Raw genomic sequence first — 17908 nt, 5'->3', positions numbered from 1 at the left:
GTCCCGTACACTTCTTGTGGCGATCCGGGTCACCGGGTCGACTTCGCACGCCCCAGCATCGGCCGGATCCGGCCTGGTGAACAGCGTCTCTCGGTCCCTCTTCGGGGCAGGGCGCGGCGGGGCGTCAGGAACCAAACCGAGAAAACAAGGAGATGGCCATGGCCGTCGTAACGATGCGGGAGCTGCTGGAAAGCGGCGTCCACTTCGGTCACCAGACCCGTCGCTGGAACCCGAAGATGAAGCGCTTCATCTTCACCGAGCGCAACGGCATCTACATCATCGACCTGCTCCAGTCGCTGTCGTACATCGACCGCGCCTACGAGTTCGTGAAGGAGACCGTCGCGCACGGTGGCTCCATCATGTTCGTCGGTACGAAGAAGCAGGCCCAGGAGGCCATCGCCGAGCAGGCGACGCGCGTCGGCATGCCGTACGTCAACCAGCGTTGGCTCGGTGGCATGCTCACCAACTTCTCCACCGTCTACAAGCGCCTCCAGCGTCTGAAGGAGCTTGAGGCGATCGACTTCGAGGACGTCGCCGCCTCGGGTCTCACCAAGAAGGAGCTCCTGGTCCTCTCCCGCGAGAAGACCAAGCTGGAGAAGACCCTCGGTGGTATCCGCGAGATGTCGAAGGTTCCCAGCGCCGTCTGGATCGTCGACACCAAGAAGGAGCACATCGCGGTCGGTGAGGCGCGCAAGCTGCACATCCCCGTGGTCGCGATCCTCGACACCAACTGCGACCCCGACGAGGTCGACTACAAGATCCCGGGCAACGACGACGCGATCCGCTCCGTCACCCTGCTCACCCGCGTGATCGCCGACGCCGTCGCCGAGGGCCTCATCGCCCGCTCCGGTGCTGCGACCGGTGACTCGAAGCCGGGCGAGAAGGCCGCCGCCGAGCCGCTCGCCGAGTGGGAGCGCGACCTGCTCGAGGGTGAGAAGAAGGCCGACGACGCCGAGGCCCCCGCGGCCGACGCCGCCGTCGAGGCCCCGGCCGCCGAGGCTGTCGAGGCTCCGGCCGCCGACGCCGAGCAGGCCTGACCCACTGAGTGGGCCCGGCGTTCATCCGCCGGGCACTCGCAGCACGGACGATGACGGCGGGGGAGCCGCGCCACGAGCGCGGCGCCTCCGCCGTTCACCCGTAGATCTACGACTTCGAGAGAGAATCACAGACTCATGGCGAACTACACCGCCGCTGACGTCAAGAAGCTCCGCGAGCTCACCGGCGCCGGCATGCTGGACTGCAAGAACGCGCTCGTCGAGGCCGACGGTGACGTCACCAAGGCCAACGAGATCCTGCGCGTCAAGGGCCTGAAGGGTGTCGCCAAGCGCGAGGGCCGTTCCGCCGAGAACGGTGCCGTCACCTCCCTGATCGCCGCCGACGGCACCTCCGGTGTCCTCGTCGAGCTCAAGTGCGAGACCGACTTCGTCGCGAAGAGCCCGAAGTTCCTGGCCGTCGCCGACCAGCTCGCCGCCCACGTGGCCGCCACCTCCCCGGCGGACATCGAGGCGCTGCTGGCGTCCGAGATCGAGGCCGGCAAGACCGTCCAGGCGTTCGTGGACGAGGCCAACGCCAACCTCGGCGAGAAGATCGTCCTGGACCGCTTCGCGGCGTACGAGGGTGCCTTCGTGGCCTCCTACATGCACCGCACCATGCCCGACCTGCCCCCGCAGATCGGTGTCCTGGTCGAGCTGGACAAGGCCGACGCCGACCTGGCCAAGGGCATCGCCCAGCACATCGCCGCGTTCGCGCCGAAGTACCTGACCGCCGAGGACGTCCCGGCCGAGATCGTCGAGTCCGAGCGCCGCGTCGCCGAGGAGACCACCCGCGCCGAGGGCAAGCCCGAGGCCGCGATCGCCAAGATCGTCGAGGGTCGCGTCAACGGCTTCTTCAAGGACGCCACGCTGCTCGGCCAGCCGTACGCCCTGGACAACAAGAAGTCCGTCCAGAAGGTTCTGGACGAGGCCGGTGTCACCCTGAAGCGCTTCACCCGCATCAAGGTCGGCATCTGAGTCCGTCCGTACGCGACGGACACCGGACCCCGGTAGGGTCTGAAGCAGTCGTCCGCGCTCGCGCGAGGCGACCGCAGATCTGACGAGGAGGCCATTGCCGTAGAGGGAACCGCAAGGACCCACCGGCAATGGCCTTCTTCGTATGTGCACGAGGAGATCTCCATGAATCAGGGCGTGGACACCCACACCGCTTCCGACGACAAGAGCGACCACGAGAAGAAGGGTCGCCGCTTCATGCTGAAGCTCTCCGGCGAAGCCTTCTCAGGCGGCGGCGGGCTGGGTGTCGACCCTGACGTCGTGCACGCCATCGCCCGCGAGATCGCGGCCGTGGTCCGAGACGGCGCCGAGATCGCGATCGTCATCGGCGGCGGCAACTTCTTCCGCGGCGCCGAGCTGCAGCAGCGCGGTATGGACCGGGCCCGGTCCGACTACATGGGCATGCTCGGCACCGTCATGAACTGCCTCGCCCTCCAGGACTTCCTGGAGAAGGAAGGCATCGACAGCCGTGTCCAGACCGCCATCACCATGGGCCAGGTCGCGGAGCCGTACATCCCGCTGCGCGCCGTCCGGCACCTGGAGAAGGGCCGCGTCGTGATCTTCGGCGCCGGCATGGGCATGCCGTACTTCTCCACCGACACCACGGCCGCCCAGCGCGCCCTGGAGATCGACGCCGAAGCCCTCCTCATGGGCAAGAACGGTGTCGACGGGGTCTACGACTCCGACCCCAAGACCAACCCGGACGCGGTGAAGTTCGACGCGCTGGAATACAGCGAGGTGCTGTCCCGCGACCTCAAGGTCGCCGACGCCACGGCCATCACGCTGTGCCGCGACAACGCGCTTCCGATCCTGGTCTTCGAACTCCTCGCCGAGGGCAATATCGCCCGCGCCGTCAAGGGTGAGAAGATCGGCACGCTCGTGAGCGACCAGGGCACCCGGGCCTGAGCCCCACCGCGGCCCGGCTCCGGCCGGGCCCGGTCCGGGCGGCTCGCACCGCCCCGCCCGCCTGAACCATCCACATCTGACATGCAGGAGCACGTGGTGATCGAAGAAATCCTCCTCGAGGCCGAGGAGAAGATGGAGAAGGCCGTCGTCGTCGCCAAGGAGGACTTCGCCGCGATTCGCACGGGCCGTGCGCACCCGGCGATGTTCAACAAGATCGTGGCGGACTACTACGGCGCCATCACGCCCATCAACCAGCTCGCCTCCTTCGCGGTTCCCGAGCCGCGCATGGCGATCGTGACGCCGTTCGACGCGTCCGCGCTGCGCAACATCGAGCAGGCGATCCGCGACTCCGACCTCGGTGTCAACCCGAGCAACGACGGCCGCATCATCCGGGTGACCTTCCCGGAGCTCACCGGTGAGCGCCGCAAGGAGTACATCAAGGTCGCGCGCACCAAGGCCGAGGACTCCAAGGTCTCCATCCGTTCCGTGCGCCGCAAGGCCAAGGACGCCCTCGACAAGCTCGTCAAGGACAAGGAAGCCGGCGAGGACGAGGTGCGCCGCGCGGAGAAGGAGCTCGACGACACCACCGCGAAGTACGTCGCGCAGGTGGACGAGCTGCTCAAGCACAAGGAATCCGAGCTGCTCGAGGTCTGATGAACGACTCTCCCTGGGCCGCCGAGCCGGTGGCGGCGGGTCCCGCATACGATGCGCTGGTGGGCCCGCAGACTCGGCCCATGTCCATCGTGCCCGATGCCGCCGGCCGTGATTTCGACGACCGGGAAGCACGCGATCGGGGGGCCGCCGCCTTCGGCGGCCCCCCGTTCCGCACCGAGACGCCGCCGCAGGAGCCCATGCCCAGCCCCCCGCCTCCGCCTTCGCAGGTACCGCAGGACGCCTCCCCGCCGCCGCAGAAGAAGCGCGCGGGGCGGGATCTGCGTGCCGCCATAGGGGTCGGCGTCGGCCTCGGCGCGGTGATCTTCGCTTCGCTGTTCATCGTCAAGGCCGTCTTCGTCGGTGTGATCGTCGTCGCCGTCGTCGTCGGCCTGTGGGAGCTCACCTCCCGGCTCCAGGAGAAGAAGGGCATCAAGGCCCCGCTCGTCCCGCTCGCGGTCGGCGGCGCGGCCATGGTGATCGCCGGATACGTCCGGGGGGCCGAGGGCGCCTGGGTGGCGATGGCGCTCACGGCGCTGGCCGTGCTCGTCTGGCGGATGACCGAAGCGCCCGAGGACTACCTCAAGGACGTCACGGCGGGCGTCTTCGCGGCGTTCTATGTGCCCTTCCTGGCCACGTTCGTCGCGATGCTGCTCACGGCCGACGACGGCCCCCAGCGGGTGGTGACCTTCCTGGTCCTGACGGTGGTCAGCGACACCGGGGCCTACGCGGTCGGCTGGCGCTTCGGCAAGACCAAGCTCGCCCCGCGCATCAGCCCCGGCAAGACCCGCGAGGGACTCTTCGGGGCGGTGGCCTTCGCGATGGCGGCCGGTGCGCTGTGCATGGAGTTCCTGATCGACGGGGGCGCCTGGTGGCAGGGCCTGCTGCTGGGCCTGGCGGTCGCGGTCAGCGCCACCCTGGGTGACCTGGGCGAGTCGATGATCAAGCGGGACCTGGGCATCAAGGACATGGGCACCCTGCTCCCGGGCCACGGCGGCATCATGGACCGGCTCGATTCGCTGCTGCCGACCGCTCCGGTGGTCTGGCTGCTGCTGGCGGCCTTCGTGGGTACGGGCTGACCTGCGGAAAAGCCGGGCGATACGCCGGGCGGTTACTCTTGGAAGGCGCGCTGCTTCTGCGGCGCGCCTTTCGTCTTACAAGGAGTACCCGCCATGGCCCGCCCCGTTCCGGGAGAGCTCACCTTCGTCGCCCCTCGTGGGGCCAAGAAGCCGCCCCGGCACCTCGCCGACCTGACCCCGGCCGAGCGCCGGGAGGCCGTGGCCGCGATCGGTGAGAAGCCGTTCCGGGCCAAGCAGCTCTCCCAGCACTACTTCGCCCGCTACGCGCACGACCCGGCCGAGTGGACCGACATCCCCGCCGCGTCGCGCGAGAAGCTCCAGCAGGAACTGCTGCCGGAGCTGATGAACGTCGTCCGGCACATCAGCTGCGACGACGACACCACCCGCAAGACCCTGTGGAAGCTGCACGACGGCACGCTCGTCGAGTCCGTGCTGATGCGCTACCCCGACCGGGTCACCATGTGCATCTCCTCGCAGGCCGGCTGCGGCATGAACTGCCCGTTCTGCGCCACCGGCCAGGCGGGCCTGGACCGCAACCTGTCCACGGCCGAGATCGTGCACCAGATCGTCGACGGCATGCGCGCGCTGCGCGACGGCGAGGTCCCCGGCGGCCCGGCCCGGCTCTCCAACATCGTCTTCATGGGCATGGGCGAGCCGCTGGCCAACTACAAGCGGGTCGTCGGCGCCATCCGCCGCCTCACGGACCCGGAGCCCGACGGCCTGGGCCTGTCGCAGCGCGGCATCACCGTCTCCACCGTCGGCCTGGTCCCGGCCATGCTGCGCTTCGCCGACGAGGGCTTCAAGTGCCGTCTCGCCGTCTCGCTGCACGCGCCGGACGACGAGCTGCGCGACACCCTGGTCCCGGTGAACACCCGCTGGAAGGTCCGCGAGGTCCTCGACGCGGCCTGGGAGTACGCCGAGAAGTCCGGCCGGCGCATCTCCATCGAGTACGCGCTGATCCGCGACATCAACGACCAGGCCTGGCGCGGTGACCTCCTCGGCCGCCTGCTCAAGGGCAAGCGCGTGCACGTCAACCTGATCCCGCTGAACCCGACCCCGGGCTCGAAGTGGACCGCCTCGCGTCCCGAGGACGAGAAGGCCTTCGTCGAGGCCATCGCCCGGCACGGTGTGCCCGTGACCGTACGCGACACCCGTGGCCAGGAGATCGATGGCGCGTGCGGCCAGCTGGCCGCCTCCGAGCGCTAGATTCCGGCCGCGATCGCTCGTAATCGGCCACGGGGTACCCTGTGGCCGGACAACTTCATCATTCCGACAGGGGAGCGCCACAGCGCTGAGAGTGCGGTAACCGTCATCCGCAGACCCTCTGAACCTCGCCCCGGTCATTCGGGGTAGGAAGTTCGGTCATCACTCAAGCTGTTGCGCCCTGCCCGGCGTCCGCTCCCACAGAGCGCCGGGCAGGGCCGCGTCTTCTCCTGGACATCCCAGGAGGAATTCACCAGTGAGCACCACCAAGAAGATCGCGGGCGCAGCGCTCGTGGCCGCGCTGGGCGTCGGCACGCTCAGCGCCTGCGGCGGCGGCGACACCAAGGACAAGCCGGCGGGCGCGAGCGACGCCCCGAAGTCCAAGACGATCACCCTGGTCTCCCACGACTCCTTCAACGTGACCGACACGGTCCTCAAGGAGTTCGAGCAGCAGAGCGGCTACACCGTCAAGGTCCTGAAGTCCGGCGACGCCGGCGCCGCCCTGAACCAGGAGATCCTCACCAAGGGCTCCCCGCGGGGCGACGTCTTCTTCGGCGTCGACAACACGCTCCTCTCGCGCGCCCTCGACAACGGGATCTTCACCCCGTACCAGGCCAAGGGCCTGGACCAGGTCAAGCCGGAGTTCGTGCTCGACCAGCAGCACCGTGTCACCCCGGTCGACTCCGGCGACATCTGCGTCAACTACGACAAGGCCTACTTCGCCGACAAGAAGATCGCCCCGCCGCAGACGCTGGACGACCTGACCAAGCCGGAGTACAAGAACCTGCTGGTCACCGAGAACGCCGCGACCTCCTCGCCCGGCCTCGGCTTCCTGCTCGCCTCCGTCGGCAAGTACGGCGAGGACGGCTGGAAGGACTACTGGAGCAAGCTCAAGGCCAACGGCGTCGAGGTCGTCGACGGCTGGGAGCAGGCCTACAACGAGCGCTTCTCCGGCTCCGCGGGCGGCAAGAAGGCCAAGGGCGACCGTCCGCTGGTCGTCTCCTACGCCTCCAGCCCGCCGGTCGAGGTCCTCTACGGCGAGCCGCAGCCCGCCGAGGCCCCCACGGGCGTGGCCACCGGCACCTGCTTCCGCCAGGTCGAGTTCGCGGGCCTGCTCAAGGGCGCGAAGAACGAGGAGGGCGGCAAGACGCTCATCGACTTCCTGGTGAGCAAGAAGTTCCAGGAGGACATGCCGCTCCAGATGTTCGTGAACCCGGTGGTCAAGGACGCGAAGCTGCCGGAGGTGTTCACGAAGCACGGCGTGGTCGTCGAGAAGCCGGAAACGGTCGCCCCCGACGCCATCGCCAAGAACCGTGACCAGTGGGTCAAGGCATGGTCCTCGCTCGTCGTGAAGTAGTGCGGGACGGCTCCCCGAAGGCGGGCGGGCGCGCCACCGCCGTCAGGTTCGCCCTGATGGCGGTGCCGCTCGCCTTCTTCGGGCTGTTCTTCGCCTATCCCGTCGCCGCGATCGTGGGGCGCGGGCTCAAGACGGACGAGGGCTGGCAGTTCGGGCGCGTCGGCGAGGTGCTGGCCCGGCCCGACATCGCGGGCGTCCTGTGGTTCACCACGTGGCAGGCGTTCGCCTCCACCGTGCTCACCCTGCTGATCGCCCTTCCCGGCGCGTACGTGTTCGCGCGCTTCGACTTCCCCGGCAAACAACCGTTGCGGGCCCTGGTCACCGTGCCGTTCGTGCTGCCGACCGTGGTGGTCGGATCGGCCTTCCTGGCCCTGGTGGGGCGGGGCGGGCTGCTCGACGAACTGTGGGGCGTCCGGCTGGACACCACCGTCTGGGCGATCCTGCTCGCCCACGTCTTCTTCAACTACGCCGTCGTGGTCCGCACCGTCGGCGGGCTGTGGGCCCAGCTGGACCCGCGCCAGGAGGAGGCCGCCCGGGTCCTGGGCGCCGGGCGGTTCGCCGCCTGGCGACGGGTGACGCTGCCCGCGCTGGGACCGGCGGTGGCAGCGGCCTCGCTGATGGTGTTCCTGTTCACCTTCACCTCCTTCGGCGTCGTGCAGATCCTGGGCGGGCCCGCGTACTCCACGCTGGAGGTGGAGGTCTACCGGCAGACCGCGCAGCTCCTGGACCTGCCGACGGCCGCGGTGCTGACGATGGTCCAGTTCGCCGCTGTCGGCCTGATCCTCGCCGTGCACGCCCGGACCGTGCGCCGTCGCGAGACCGCGCTGCGGCTCGTGGACCCGGCGCACACCGCGCACCGCCCGCGCGGCTGGGCCCAGTGGAGCCTCCTCGGCGGGGTGCTGCTGACCGTGGCACTGCTGATCGTGGCCCCGCTGGCCGTGCTGGTGGAGCGGTCCTTCGACGCGCCCGGCGGGTACGGGCTGGGGTTCTACCGGGCGCTGCAGGACGCGGGTTCCGGGGGCGGAACGTTTCTGGTGCCGCCGCTGGAGGCCATCTGGAACTCCCTGCAGTACGCGCTGGCCGCCACCGCCATCGCCCTGTTCGTCGGAGGGCTCGCGGCCGCGGCGCTGACCCGTCGCGGCGGGTCGTTGGTGCGGGGCTTCGACGCGCTGCTGATGCTCCCCCTCGGCGTGTCCGCCGTGACGGTGGGCTTCGGCTTCCTGATCACGCTGGACGAGCCGCCGCTGGACCTGCGGACCTCGTGGATCCTGGTGCCCCTGGCGCAGGCGCTCGTCGGCGTGCCGTTCGTCGTACGGACCATGCTGCCCGTGCTGCGGGCCGTGGACGGCCGGCTGCGGGAGGCGGCGGCCGTGCTCGGGGCGTCGCCGCTGCGGGCCTGGCGGGAGGTGGACCTGCCGCTGGTGCGGCGGGCGCTGCTGATCGCGGCGGGCTTCGCCTTCGCCGTCTCGCTCGGGGAGTTCGGGGCGACGGTGTTCATCGCCCGGCCGGACCACCCGACGCTGCCGGTGGCGGTGGCCCGGCTGCTGGGGCGGGCCGGGGAGATGAACTACGGGCAGGCGATGGCCCTGAGCACGATTTTGATGCTGGTGTGCGCGGTGTCCCTGCTGCTGCTGGAACGGCTGCGACCCGCCACGACCTCGGGAGAGTTCTGATGACCCTGCTCCGGCTCGACGGCGTATCGGTCCGTTTCGGCGAGCGGGCCGTCGTGGACGCGGTGGACCTGGAGGTCGCCGAGCACGAGATCGTCTGCGTGCTGGGGCCGAGCGGCAGCGGCAAGTCCACCCTGCTGCGGGTGGTGGCCGGGTTGCAGCCCGTGTCCGGCGGGCGGGTGCTGCTCGGTGACGCGGACCAGGCGGCGGTCCCCGTGCACCGGCGCGGGGTCGGTCTCATGTTCCAGGACCACCAGCTGTTCCCGCACCGGGACGTCGGCGGGAACGTCGCCTTCGGACTGCGGATGCGGGGTGCCTCCGGCGGGTCCTCGGCCGCCCGGGTCGCGGAGCTGCTGGAGCTGGTCGGCCTTCCGGGCGCCGAGCGCCGGGCGGTGGCCTCGCTGTCGGGCGGTGAGCAGCAGCGGGTGGCCCTGGCCCGGGCCCTCGCCCCCTCACCGCGGCTGTTGATGCTGGACGAGCCGCTGGGCCAGCTCGACCGGGGGCTGCGGGAACGGCTCGTCGTGGAACTGCGCTCCCTGTTCTCCCGCCTCGGCACCACCGTGCTCGCCGTCACCCACGACCAGGGCGAGGCCTTCGCGCTGGCCGACCGGGTCGTGGTCATGCGGGACGGGCGCATCGCGCAGGCCGGGACCCCGCTGGAGGTCTGGGAGCGGCCGGCCTCCGAGTTCGTGGCGCGCTTCCTCGGCTTCGAGAACGTGGTCCCGGCCACGGTGTCCGGGGGCGCGGCGGAGACCCCGTGGGGGAAGGTCCCGGTTCCCGCCGGGGCGCCGGAGGGCGAGCGGCGGCTGCTGATCCGGCCCGTCGGCGTACGTCTGGGGGCGGACGGACTGGGCTGCGAGGTGGCCTCGCGCACCTTCCGGGGCACCCATGTGGCCCTGCTGCTGAGGCCCGAGGAGGGACCGGTGCTGGAGGCCGAGTGCGGCCTCACGGGGGCTCCGGCCGTGGGCGACCGGGTCCGGGTGACCTTCACCCCGTCCGAGGTGGTCGTCCTGCCGGGCGGGCCCTGAGGGCCGTGGCCCGCGGGGGACCGCCCGGCGCTCTGATCCTCTGATCCCTCGGCGCCCTCGGATCCCTCAGTCCCTCGGCGCCCTCGGATCCCTCAGTCCCTCAGGTCCCTCAGCGCCTTCAGCGCCCTCAGGGCCGGATGCCGTCCACGGCGATCGGCAGGTGGCGGGGGCCGCGCAGCACCGCGTTCTGGCGGTACGGGGGCGGGTCGGCCAGCAGCCGGGGGTTCTCCAGCCTGCGGGCCAGCTCGCTCAGGGCCAGCTGGGCCTCCTGCCGGGCCAGCGGTGCCCCGAAGCAGCTGTGGATGCCGCTGCCCAGGCCCAGGTGCTGGATGTCCTCGCGGTCCGGGTCGAAGCGGTCCGGGTCCTCGAACCGCAGGGGGTCACGGTTCCCGGCGGCCAGGACCAGCCACAGCGAGGCGCCCTTGGGGATGGACACGCCCGCCACCTCGATGTCGGCGAGGGTGCTGCGCTGGGGGACCAGCTGCACCGGGGGCTCGTAGCGCAGCAGCTCCTCCACGAGGTTGACGGAGAGCTCCGGCTCGGAGCGCAGCCGGTCGAGGACCTCCGGATGGCGCAGCAGCGTGAGCATCCCGTTGGTGATCAGGTTGACGGTGGTCTCGTGACCGGCGATCAGCAGCAGCGCCGCGGTGCTCAGCACCTCCATCGTCGTCATGGTGCCGTCCGGGCTGTTCCCGGTGACCAGCTCGGAGAGCATGTCGCCGGTCGGGTTCTTGCGCCGTTCCTCGATCAGCCCGGACAGGTACATGCCGAGTTCCATGCGGGAGTCGTGCGTACGCCTCTCGCGTTCCTTGGGGTCCGCGTCCGGATCCGGGTCCAGGCTCGCCGCGAGGGTGTCCGCCCAGACGTGGAAGCGTGCCTCGTCCTCCGGCGGCACGCCCAGCAGCCGGCAGATCACGGTCACCGGGAAGGGGTAGGAGAACTCCTCGACCAGGTCGATCCGTTCGGCGTTGCCGTTCTCCGCGATCTTGTCGATCAGGCCCTTGACGATGTCGTGCAGGTCACCCCGCATGTCGTGGACGCGGTGCGGGGAGTGCGGCGGGCCGAAGGGCCGGTTGGTCATGCGGCGCAGCCGGTCGTGCTCGGGCGGGTCGAGCTTCAGGAAGGACGGCGGAAGGACCGTCTCCTCCTCCTCTCCCGGCTCGGCCAGCGGGTCGTCGGCCGCCGACGCCAGGTTGCGGGCGTCGGAGCTGATCCGCGGATCGTGCAGCAGGGCCTGGATCTCGTAGTAGGTGCTGACGACGAACGGGCCGCTGCCGTCGTGGTAGACCGGTGTCCGGCGGAGCTCCTTGTAGAGCGGGTACGGGTCGGCCCGGTTGGAGTAGTCCAGGATCTGACGCAGGATGTCTTGGGTCATGAGGGGGCCTCGTGCTCCTCGCACTCCTCCGGGGAGGGCGCGTCCGGGTCAGTGGTGCGCGGGGGTGAAGGTCATCCGCCGGTCGGCCGGCGAATAGCCGCTGAGGGTGATGGTCGGGCCGTGCGTGGGCACCGAGGGGTCGGGGAAGTCCGCGGGCATCGGCCGGTTGCCCTCCGGCCTGCGGTCCACGGTGGTGAACGGCGGCGGGAAGGGCGCGGTCTCCTCGATGAGCCGCTCGTAGAACTGCAGCCACCGCGACTGGTCGAAGGTGACGGCGCCGATCACGCGGCCCTGGTACCCGTACACGCCCGTGAACCGGCGCTCGCCGCGCGAGCCCTGGGTGATCATGATCTCCGTGCCCATGGAGGGCACCCCGACCGACTTGATGTTCACGCCGAACTGGGAGGACCAGAACGCCGGCACCCACAGGTGGGGGCGGCGGTCCGTGCTCTCGCTGAGCATGTTGTGCGCGGCGGTCTCCGCCTGCGCGACCGCGTTGCCCCAGTGCTCCAGGGACAGGAACTGGTACCCGAACAGGGCGTGCGGGGAACGTGCCACGTCACCCGCCACGTAGATGTCGTCGGTGACGATGCCCCGGATGTCGAAGGCCCGGCAGCCCGCGTCGCACGCGATGCCGCGGGGGCCCGCGCCCAGCCCGGACCCGGCCAGCCACTCGGTGTTGCGCATGGCCCCGAGGGAGACGACCACCACGTCCGCCTCCAGCGTGGTGCCGTCGGACAGGTGCGCCGCGCGGACCCGCCCGGTGGCGTCGCCCTCCAGCCCCGTCACCATGATCCCGGTGCGCAGGTCCACCCCGTGCTCGCGGTGCATCTCGGCGGCCACCTCGCCGATCACCCCGCCCAGTGCGCCGACCAGCGGTGCGGCGCCCCGTTCCGCGACCGTGACGGGCAGTCCGCGTTCCCGGCAGGCGGAGGCGATCTCGGAGCCGGTGAAACCGGCGCCGATCACCAGCACCCGCCGCGGTCCGGCGGCGAGCTTCTGCTCCAGGGCGGCCGCGTCGTCACGGGTGCGCAGTACGAAGACCCCGTCGAGCGCGGCCTCGTCCGCCTGGGGCCAGGGCCGGGCCCGCACGCCGGTGGCGATCAGGAGCCGGTCGTACTCCACCTCGTTCCCGTCGCCGAGGCGGACCCGGCGGGCCGCCATGTCCAGGCCGGTCGCGGGGACGCCGAGACGCCACTCGGCCCCGATGTCCCGGCGGCGGGGGAGCGCGGTGCCCTCCGGGCCGGCCCGGCCCAGCAGCACCTGCTTGGACAGCGGGGGCCGGTCGTAGGGCTCGTACGGTTCGTCGCCGATCATCGTGAGGGAGCCGGTGAAGCCCTTCTCCCGCATGGTCTCGGCGGCCCGCAGGCCCGCCAGCGAAGCGCCGACGACGACGATGCGCCCCTCGCGCTTGAGCCGCTCCAGGCTGCCGTCGGCGGTCATGACGCGCCTCCGGGTCCGTCCCCGGCATGGCCGTCCGCCAGCTCCAGCAGGATCGCCCGGACCGGGCAGGCGGCCACCGCCCGGGTGACGTTCCCGCGCAGCTCTCCGTCCGCTTCCCCGTCCGCGACCGGGTTCGGGTCGTAGAGCAGCGCTTCGTCACCGTGCATCGCGAACACTTCAGGAGCGAGGAACGCGCACTGGGCGTATCCCTGGCAGCGGTTGAGGTCGACGACAAGCCTCATGAGGCATCAGCCTTTCCGTGGCTCGATCACCCCCGTCACCCCCGACCTCCAGAATGCACGTACCACCCCGGGGTCGCCTGCCGGGAGGACTAGTGCCTGCTCACCCGCAGGATGTACCCGCTGACGGCCAGCGCCCAGACCGGGAAGAGCAGCTCGGACCAGGGCAGGGAGGAGCCGGCCAGCAGCAGGAGGAGGCCCGCCGCGAAGCCCAGCAGGACCAGCGGCCGCGGGAAGACGCCGAGGCGCCTGCCGATGGTCGAGGTCGCGAAGACGAACACGGCCGCCATCCGCATCCCGTACGTCGTCAGCACCGTGTAGGCGAAGGAGCGGCCGAAGCCGGACGACGTCGTGCTCTCCTGGAGGACGGTGCCCGCCGCGGCCGCGGCGACGAACAGGGCGGCCGTGAAGACGAAGCCGCTGCCCAGGAAGACGGTGGCGACGAACCGGTCCTCGGCGTCCCCGGTGTGGGCGCGCAGGGCGCCCATGAACCAGAGGAAGAAGATCCCCGCGAACGGGACGATCTCCAGCGCCGCGCTCACCGCCCAGCGCCGGTCGGGATCCACGGGGGCGTGGGCGGCGTCCGACGGGAGCGCGTAGCGGACCAGGACGATCGAGGCCGCCAGCAGCAGCGCGAAGAGCACCCCGGCCGCACCCGCGGCGCGCGGCGTCTCCATCCGGGCGGTGGTGGTCTCCATGCACCCAGCAAGCGGCAGCGGCCGCGGGCCCGCCACCCCGGGCACCCGCGGGGGTGAACGGGGGTGGCGGGCCCGCGGCCGCTGCCGGGGCGCCCGCGCGTCAGGACACGGGCTCGGGGACGGGCTCCGGCGCCGGTTCCCCGGCCCCTTCGTGGTTGCCGTACCAGGCCACCGCCACGGCGCCCGTGACCGCCAGGACGAAGCCCAGTACGGCCAGCCAGGCCAGTCCCGGCCGGGAGGCGTCGCCGAGCCAGAGCACGCCGATGGCTCCCGGGAGCACCGTCTCGCCGACGACCAGCGCCGCCGTCGCACCGTTGACGGAGCCGATCTGGAGGGCGACGGTGTGCAGGTACATGCCACCCGCGCCGGCCAGCACGATGGCGTAGAGGGCCGGGTCGGCGAGTATCGTCCCCAGGGCGAAGGGCTCGACGCCGTCCAGGATCCGCACCCCGACGCCCAGCGCGCCGAAGGCCAGCCCCGAGAGCAGACCCGCCAGGATCGCCGCCCGGGCGCCGAGGAAGCGCACGGCCACCGTGCCGCCGACGATGATCAGCGCGGTCACCGCGAGCAGCCACCAGTGCGTGGCCATCGGGGCGTGGTGGCCGCCCTCGTGACCGGCGGCCGTGGCGAGCAGCACCAGCGCCGCGCACACCACTCCGATGGAGGCCCACTCCTTGCGGGTCAGCCGGATGCCCAGCATCTTGACGCTCAGCACGGCGGTGATGACCAGGTTCGCGCTGATGACCGTCTGGGACAGGAACAGCGGCAGCATCCGGGCGGCCAGCGCACCCAGTCCGAACCCGACGAAGTCGAGGATCGTGCCGACGATGAACTCCCAGGTCATCGCCGCCTTGGCGGTCGAGGTGAGGTTCGGTCCGCCGTGCGCCGTGACCCCGGCGGCGGCCGGCGAGGTCCGGGCGGCCCGGCGCGAGCCCACGGCTTGCAGGACGGATCCCGTGCCGTAGCAGATGGACGCCGCGACAGCGGTCAGCAGGCCTATGAGCACAGAGGGCTCCGTTCACGTCTGGCAGGTTTTGCGGTACCTAGACCAGACGTGTGAACGGCCCCGGAAGTTGCCTGCGGAGCGGGTGAGAAGTCAGCGCATCGAGGCGAGGGCGTCCGGGACCTCGTCCACGGAGTCCACCAGCGCGATCCGGGACTCCATCGCGCGGCCGCGCGCCAGCGCCTGGAGCAGCGGCCACACCGGCAGGTGCCCGGTCCAGTGGGCGCGGCCGACCAGGACCATAGGGGCCGGTACGGACCCCGACGCGTAGTAGTTGGGCGTCGCGTTGTCGAAGACCTCCTGCACGGTGCCCGCCGCGCCGGGCAGGAACACCACGCCCGCCGTCGACCGGGCGAGCAGCCCGTCCTCGCGGGTGGCGTTCGCGAAGTACTTGGCGATGTGGCCCGCGAAGGGGTTCGGCGGCTCGTGACCGTAGAACCACGTCGGGATGCCGACGGAGTCGCCGCCCTCGGGCCACCGCTCCCGTACGGCGAAGGCGGCGCGCGCCCAGTCGGAGACCGACGGGGCGAAGGAGGGCGCCTTGGCGAGCATGTCGAGCGCCTCGGTGAGGGCTCCGTCGGGGGCCGGCGCCAGGTAGGCGCCGAGGTTGGCGGCCTCCATGGCACCCGGCCCGCCGCCGGTGGCCACGGTCATGCCCGACCGGGCGAGCTCCCGGCCGAGTTCGGCGGCGCCCCGGTAGTCGCGGCCGCCGCGGTCCACGGCGTGGCCACCCATCACGCCGACCACGCGGGCACCCGCGAGGTGCTCGTCGAGGGCATCGGAGACCGCGTCGTCGTGGACGGAGCGGAGCATCGAGGAGAAGACGTCCCCGTCGGCCTTGGTCTCCTGGAACCAGGCGTAGGCCTGGGCGTCCGGGGTGGACCCGTAACCGTCGGCGAGGCCGGCGAAGAGCTCGTCGGCCGTGTACAGCCGCCCCCGGTACGGGTCGAAGGGCAGGTCCGGCACCGGGGGGAAGACGAGCGCGCCGTCCGCGCGGACCTTCGCCGAGGCGTCGGGCTCCATCGCGCAGCCCAGGAACACGGCGTCGGAGGTGTCGGCGGACAGCAGCGCGAACGTCCGCTCCAGAAGGCTGACCGACTGGACGCGGTAGCCGCTCAGTGAGCCCCGGGCCGCGACCCGGTCGAATTCCGCGAGCGTCTCGATCTCGATGTCTGCGTTGACCATTCGGCCCACACTAGGCGCTGGTCCGCTCAGCGGGTCAAGGCGAGCGACGTCAGCTGCGCCACACCCCAGCTGAGCGGGAGGCACACGACGAGGAGTGCGGCGGCCCGCACGGTCACGGCCGTACGCAGGACCGTTCCCGGTGTTCCGAGGTCCAGGAGGGCCGCCCGGGCGGCGGAGCGGGAGTGGCGGGATTCGGCGGCCGATGTGAGAAGGGTCGCGCCCGCGCACAGGGCCACGAGGGCGGCGGCCGGACCGGTCAGCGGTCCGAGCGGGGTGAGGGAGCCGCCCCGGTCGCCCAGGGCCATCGAGGTGAGGGCGGCGGCGCCGACGGCGCACAGCACCCCGAGGGGCCGGCCGAGACGGGGGGCCTCCTCCTGGAGGGCCCGCCCGGCGAGCAGCCGCAGCGCGCCGGGGCGGACGGCCTGGACGAGGGTGCCGCAGGCGTAGGCCAGACCGGGCCCGGCGAGGGCCAGCCCGACCGCGATCAGGACCCAGCCGGCCGGAACGGCCGCGCCGCGCGGGCCGGCGTAGGTCTCGACGGCGAGCCCGCTGGCGGCCAGCGCCACGCCCCAGGGCACTCCCGACCGGGGACTGAGCCCGGCCGCCGGGGGGCGGGGGCGCAGGGCGACGACGGTGGCGGCGGAGGCCGTGAGGGGGATCAGGGACAGCAGGGTGAGGGCCCCGGCCACCGGCAGCGGCTGGTCGGCGTGGAGCAGCCCGGCCCCCGCGCCGTCGAAGGGCAGGCCCGTCAGTTCGCCCCGCAGGTGCAGGAAGACGGCCAGGGCCAGGGCGCTGCCGAGGGCGCAGGCGACGGCGGTGGAGACCGCGCCGACCAGGGAGAGCCGTACGGGTCCCAGGCCGACGGCGTCGAGGCCCTCGCGGGGCCGGGTCGCCGGGTCGGTCCGGGCCACCGCCACCGCGAACTGCACGGTGGCGGCGAGCGGCACGAGGGCCCACAGCAGCCGGGGCAGCGATCCGGCGGGCCGGGCCATCGCCTCAGCGAGGACGTACAGCAGCAGGAACCCGGTACCGGCCGAGGCGGCGGCGACGAGCATCCGGCGCAGCTGGACCGCGGGGCGGGAGCCGCGGGCTAGGCGGAGAGCGAGCACGCGGCCTGGTCCTCCGTGGTCCGGGGGGAGTCGGCCGCCGTGGCGGCCCCGGCCGGGCGGCCGTCGAGCAGGTCCAGCCGGTGGTCCGCCTGGGCGGCGGTCTCCTCGTCGTGGGTGGCCAGCACCACGGTGATCCCGTGGGAGCGGGCGGCGGTGGTGAGCGTCCGCAGCAGCAGGGCGCGCTCGGCACGGTGCAGCGGGGCGGTCGGCTCGTCGGCGAAGAGCACGGCGGGCTCGCCGACCAGGGCCCGGGCGAGGGCGACCCGCTGGCATTCGGCGCGGGTCAGGGCGCCGGGGCGCTTGCGGGCGAACCCGCCGATGTCGAGGCGGTCCAGCCAGGCGCAGGCGGCGTTCTTGGCGGCGCGGTGCGTGGCGCCGGTGAGCAACAGGGGCAGGGCTGTGTTCTCCCACACCTTGAGCTCCGGCAGCAGCTGGGGCTCGGGTCCGATCCAGGCGAACCGGTCGCGGCGCAGCCGCTCGCGGGCGACGGGTCCCAGGGTGTGGACGGGGACGCCGTCGAACCAGACCTCGCCCTGTTCGGGCACCAGCCGGCCGGTCAGGCAGCGCAGCAGCGTGGTCTTCCCGCTGCCGCGCGGGCCGGTCACGGCCAGGATCTCGCCCTGGCGCACTCCGGCGGTGACCCCGATGAGTCCGGGGGAGCCGCCGTGGGAGTAGTGAAGGGACCGTGCCCAGAGCACGTCATTGTCCGGTGGGGCATTGTCCGATGGAGCCACCATGGCGTACACACCTCCGTCCGGGGGAACGAAGCGGAGCCCCTTCGGTCACTGGCGCCGCACTGAGATGTAAAGAGATGAACGTCTTGGATGGTGACAGCACACGGCCCGGACCCCCGCGTTCTCACTCGAACGGAGGATCCGGGCCGTGTGATCGGACTATCGCTACGTCCGGCCGCTGCC

The 17908-nt window shown here is 71.8% G+C and carries 17 protein-coding genes and 1 riboswitch; of the genes, 9 read left to right on the top strand and 8 right to left on the bottom strand.

Translation table 11 applies throughout. From position 1 onward, the window contains the following. The first annotated feature begins 158 nt into the window (after positions 1 to 158). The 9 genes from rpsB (at position 159) to OG295_RS09240 (ending at position 9939) form a co-directional block, all read left to right on the top strand. Positions 159 to 1037 carry a 30S ribosomal protein S2 gene (rpsB, locus tag OG295_RS09280; protein WP_280918380.1) on the top strand — a complete coding sequence of 293 codons (879 nt, stop codon included), beginning with the start codon at positions 159 to 161 and terminating at the stop codon, positions 1035 to 1037. 135 nt (positions 1038 to 1172) lie between these two features. Next, positions 1173 to 2009: a translation elongation factor Ts gene (gene tsf / locus OG295_RS09275; protein WP_266842610.1), complete on the top strand. Its 837-nt coding sequence runs from the start codon at positions 1173 to 1175 to the stop codon at positions 2007 to 2009. Positions 2010 to 2171: 162 nt separating this feature from the next. Next, positions 2172 to 2951 carry a UMP kinase gene (gene pyrH, locus OG295_RS09270; protein WP_280918379.1) on the top strand — a complete coding sequence of 260 codons (780 nt, stop codon included), beginning with the start codon at positions 2172 to 2174 and terminating at the stop codon, positions 2949 to 2951. 96 nt (positions 2952 to 3047) lie between these two features. Continuing rightward, complete coding sequence (gene frr, locus OG295_RS09265) at positions 3048 to 3605, top strand: ribosome recycling factor (RefSeq protein ID WP_030227444.1); 558 nt, start codon at positions 3048 to 3050, stop codon at positions 3603 to 3605. After that, positions 3605 to 4681 (top strand): phosphatidate cytidylyltransferase, encoded by a 1077-nt coding sequence (locus tag OG295_RS09260; protein ID WP_371676456.1) that lies wholly within the window; start codon positions 3605 to 3607, stop codon positions 4679 to 4681. Before frr ends, OG295_RS09260 begins: the two co-directional genes overlap by 1 nt. Before the next feature lie 93 nt (positions 4682 to 4774). Beyond that, positions 4775 to 5887 (top strand): 23S rRNA (adenine(2503)-C(2))-methyltransferase RlmN, encoded by a 1113-nt coding sequence (rlmN, locus tag OG295_RS09255; RefSeq protein WP_266842615.1) that lies wholly within the window; start codon positions 4775 to 4777, stop codon positions 5885 to 5887. A gap of 58 nt (positions 5888 to 5945) precedes the next feature. Continuing rightward, a riboswitch (TPP riboswitch) is annotated at positions 5946 to 6055 on the top strand. Between the two features lie 85 nt (positions 6056 to 6140). After that, positions 6141 to 7241 (top strand): thiamine ABC transporter substrate binding subunit, encoded by a 1101-nt coding sequence (locus OG295_RS09250; protein ID WP_371676455.1) that lies wholly within the window; start codon positions 6141 to 6143, stop codon positions 7239 to 7241. 56 nt (positions 7242 to 7297) lie between these two features. Beyond that, positions 7298 to 8914 carry an ABC transporter permease gene (locus OG295_RS09245; RefSeq protein WP_371681143.1) on the top strand — a complete coding sequence of 539 codons (1617 nt, stop codon included), beginning with the start codon at positions 7298 to 7300 and terminating at the stop codon, positions 8912 to 8914. Further along, positions 8914 to 9939, top strand: a complete 1026-nt coding sequence (locus OG295_RS09240) for an ABC transporter ATP-binding protein (RefSeq protein ID WP_371676454.1) — start codon at positions 8914 to 8916, stop codon at positions 9937 to 9939. The genes OG295_RS09245 and OG295_RS09240 overlap by 1 nt, the downstream gene beginning before the upstream one ends. Positions 9940 to 10066: 127 nt before the next feature. On the opposite strand, the gene OG295_RS09235 is transcribed toward OG295_RS09240, so the two are convergent. The 8 genes from OG295_RS09235 to OG295_RS09200 all read right to left on the bottom strand — a co-directional run bounded on the left by OG295_RS09235 (position 10067) and on the right by OG295_RS09200 (position 17728). Beyond that, positions 10067 to 11314: a cytochrome P450 gene (locus OG295_RS09235; RefSeq protein ID WP_371676453.1), complete on the bottom strand. Its 1248-nt coding sequence runs from the start codon at positions 11312 to 11314 to the stop codon at positions 10067 to 10069. Between the two features lie 48 nt (positions 11315 to 11362). Further along, entirely contained in the window at positions 11363 to 12757 is a 1395-nt protein-coding gene (locus tag OG295_RS09230) for an NAD(P)/FAD-dependent oxidoreductase (RefSeq protein ID WP_371676452.1), read from the bottom strand. After that, on the bottom strand, positions 12754 to 12999 hold the full coding sequence (locus OG295_RS09225) for a ferredoxin (protein WP_371676451.1): 246 nt from the start codon (positions 12997 to 12999) through the stop codon (positions 12754 to 12756). Before OG295_RS09225 ends, OG295_RS09230 begins: the two co-directional genes overlap by 4 nt. A gap of 89 nt (positions 13000 to 13088) precedes the next feature. Then, a complete protein-coding gene (locus OG295_RS09220) occupies positions 13089 to 13694 on the bottom strand; it encodes a hypothetical protein (RefSeq protein ID WP_371676450.1) in 606 nt (201 codons plus the stop codon). A 100-nt stretch (positions 13695 to 13794) separates the two neighbouring features. Continuing rightward, positions 13795 to 14700 (bottom strand): hypothetical protein, encoded by a 906-nt coding sequence (locus OG295_RS09215; protein ID WP_371676449.1) that lies wholly within the window; start codon positions 14698 to 14700, stop codon positions 13795 to 13797. Positions 14701 to 14790: 90 nt separating this feature from the next. After that, on the bottom strand, positions 14791 to 15882 hold the full coding sequence (locus OG295_RS09210; protein WP_371676448.1) for an LOG family protein: 1092 nt from the start codon (positions 15880 to 15882) through the stop codon (positions 14791 to 14793). Positions 15883 to 15908: 26 nt separating this feature from the next. Further along, positions 15909 to 16991 carry a hypothetical protein gene (locus OG295_RS09205; protein WP_371676447.1) on the bottom strand — a complete coding sequence of 361 codons (1083 nt, stop codon included), beginning with the start codon at positions 16989 to 16991 and terminating at the stop codon, positions 15909 to 15911. Next, positions 16973 to 17728, bottom strand: a complete 756-nt coding sequence (locus OG295_RS09200) for an ABC transporter ATP-binding protein (protein WP_371676446.1) — start codon at positions 17726 to 17728, stop codon at positions 16973 to 16975. Before OG295_RS09200 ends, OG295_RS09205 begins: the two co-directional genes overlap by 19 nt. Positions 17729 to 17908 lie beyond the last annotated feature (180 nt).

It is taken from the genome of Streptomyces sp. NBC_01276 (assembly GCF_041435355.1).
Lineage (GTDB): Bacteria > Actinomycetota > Actinomycetes > Streptomycetales > Streptomycetaceae > Streptomyces.
The sequence above is the reverse complement of the archived record's forward strand: the minus strand, read 5'-3'. Positions and strand labels throughout refer to the sequence as shown.